Origin of the sequence: Teichococcus rhizosphaerae (assembly GCF_002631185.1) — a bacterium.
Classification (GTDB): domain Bacteria; phylum Pseudomonadota; class Alphaproteobacteria; order Acetobacterales; family Acetobacteraceae; genus Pseudoroseomonas; species Pseudoroseomonas rhizosphaerae.
Genome location: NZ_PDNU01000062.1, coordinates 1 through 2,051 on the forward strand (window position 1 = coordinate 1; position 2,051 = coordinate 2,051).

Here is a 2,051-nt window from a genome sequence, read left to right on the forward strand (position 1 = left end):
GGGGCGGGGGAATGGCCGCGCGGGCGAAGGCAGGGGAGGTGCCCGGCGGCGGGGCGGCGGAGGAAGGGAGGCGGGGCGGCGCTCCGGACGGCATAGGTCCAGCCATAGCGGGGAATGCCGGCCCGCTGTCTTCACGGGTCTGTGTCTCCCCACCCTTGCCGCCGCGCCTTTCCGGTTGCCGGGGCCGGTTGCCGGGGCCGGTTGCCGGGGCCGGTTGCCGGGTCCGGTTGCCAGGCCGGGCGGCTTTTCCCGGCGCGCCGGGGCCATTCTCCCCGCTCCGCCTTGCCGCGGGCCGCCCCTGCTCAGGGGCCCGCGGCGGCCCGCCCCATCCCCCGGAAGGCTGTTCCAGATCAAGGCGCCGGCGGGCCCCGTCCTGCTAGCGCTGAGGCCGCCCACGAGAAGCGAGGAGGATCGCCATGCAGGTGAAGTCCATCATGACCCGGGATCCCGTGGTCGTGCCGCCCACCATGACCGTCGAGGCCGTGGCGCAGCTGCTGGCGCAGCGCCACATCTCGGCGGCCTTCGTGGTGGATGCCGCAGGCCTGCCGATCGGCGTCGTCAGCGAGGGCGACCTGATCCGCCGCCTCGCCCCCTCGGCCGAGGAGACGGGCCTCGGATGGCTGGCGCGGCAGCTGATCGACCGTGACCGCGCCGCCACGCAATATGTCAGGACCCATGGCCGGCAGGTGAGGGACATCATGTCGGCGGATGTCGCCGCGGTGGAGGAGGGCGCGTCGGTCCGGGAAGCCACCGAGATGATGCAGAAGCGCAAGGTGCGGCGGCTCGCGGTGGTGCGGGGCGGCCGCATCGTCGGTGTGGTGTCGCGGGCCGATCTCCTGAAGGCGATCATCGCGGAGCCCGACCGCCTCGCCGGCCCCGGCCCGGACCAGCGCATCCAGCAGGCCATCATCGGGGAGATGCAGCGCCACCCCTGGGGCACGCCGCACCTCACGGGCGTCGTGGTCGAGAACGGCATCGTCCGCCTTGAGGGCTATTGCCGCTCGGAGCAGGCGCGGCAGGCGCTGCGTGTCGTCGCCGAGCGGGTCGAGGGCGTACGCGGCGTCGAGGACAAGCTCGAGATCAGCCCCTTGCACGACTACGCGCTCTACCCGCAGATCTGAAGGCGGCAACTCCCCAGCAAGGACCAAAGAAGGACGGCGGCGGCGGAGCAAATGACGGGCAGGAGGAGGTGAGCGCGGCGTTTGTGGCGCATGGCGCCGCGGCGGTCCGGAGCGGTGCCGCAAGTCCTTCGGCCCGCCCATGCTCCCGATGGGGTGTGTCTGGCTGCGGAGCATCCTGTCATGCGGGGCACTTTGCCTGCCGCCCGGGCGCGATGGAGCCCAGGCACGCTGCCGCGAACGGAGGGGAGCCGGCGGAAGCGGCCCGCACGGTCCGCTCCGGCCGGCGCCCTCATGATCAAGAACAGGTCAGCAAGGCGCCTTCTGCCTTGGGCAGATCGTGGCGGGGCCGGAGCAGGATCTCTGCCGCCTGAACTTGGCCCTCAACACCGTTCCGCAACCGGACGGGAATTCTGCGGGCCGCCCGGCCCAGAATGCTAGGTCACCTGGACAAAGGTGCTTCACATCCTGAACCTGTGGTGATTCAAGGCTGCTTCCTGAAAAGGCGCTGGTGCTGCGAGGGTTGCTGACGGATGAAGAGTGGGCCTTCTTTGAGCCCTTCGTAATCGAGACAGGCCCGTTCCGCGGTCGCCCGCCTGCCAGCCACCGTCGGGTGCTGGGCGCCATCTTCTGGGTGGCGCGCACGGGTGTTCCCTGGCGCGACCTGCTGCCCGAGCTGGGCAACTGGAACTCAGTTCACCGGCAGGATCGGCGCTGGACCACCTCCGGCCTGCGGGATGTGCTGCTGCAAGCCCTAGCTGACGGGTGCGGTGACGCCGACGTCCTCCAGATGATCGACAGCACCATCGTCCGGGCCCACCATTGCGCGGCTGGCGCAAAAGGGGGGCTTACCACCAAGGTTTCGGACGCTCGCGCGGTGGCTTCTCGACCAAAGTCCACCTCCGCACCAATGCCCATGGCCTGTCAATCGGG

At 70.7% G+C, this 2,051-nt stretch carries 1 protein-coding gene and 1 pseudogene; both read left to right on the forward strand.

Translation table 11 applies throughout. The annotated features are described in order from the left end of the window. The first annotated feature begins 434 nt into the window (after window positions 1-434). On the forward strand, window positions 435-1,121 hold the full coding sequence (locus CR162_RS20010) for a CBS domain-containing protein (RefSeq protein ID WP_176559957.1): 687 nt from the start codon (window positions 435-437) through the stop codon (window positions 1,119-1,121). A gap of 505 nt (window positions 1,122-1,626) precedes the next feature. After that, window positions 1,627-2,051 (forward strand): annotated as a pseudogene (locus tag CR162_RS20015) (IS5 family transposase); the annotation flags it as partial.

Coding starts and splice junctions, on each gene's coding strand:
- CR162_RS20010 (WP_176559957.1), top strand. CDS start 435: ATGACCCGGGATCCCGTGGTCGTGCCGCCCACCATGACCGTCGAGGCC.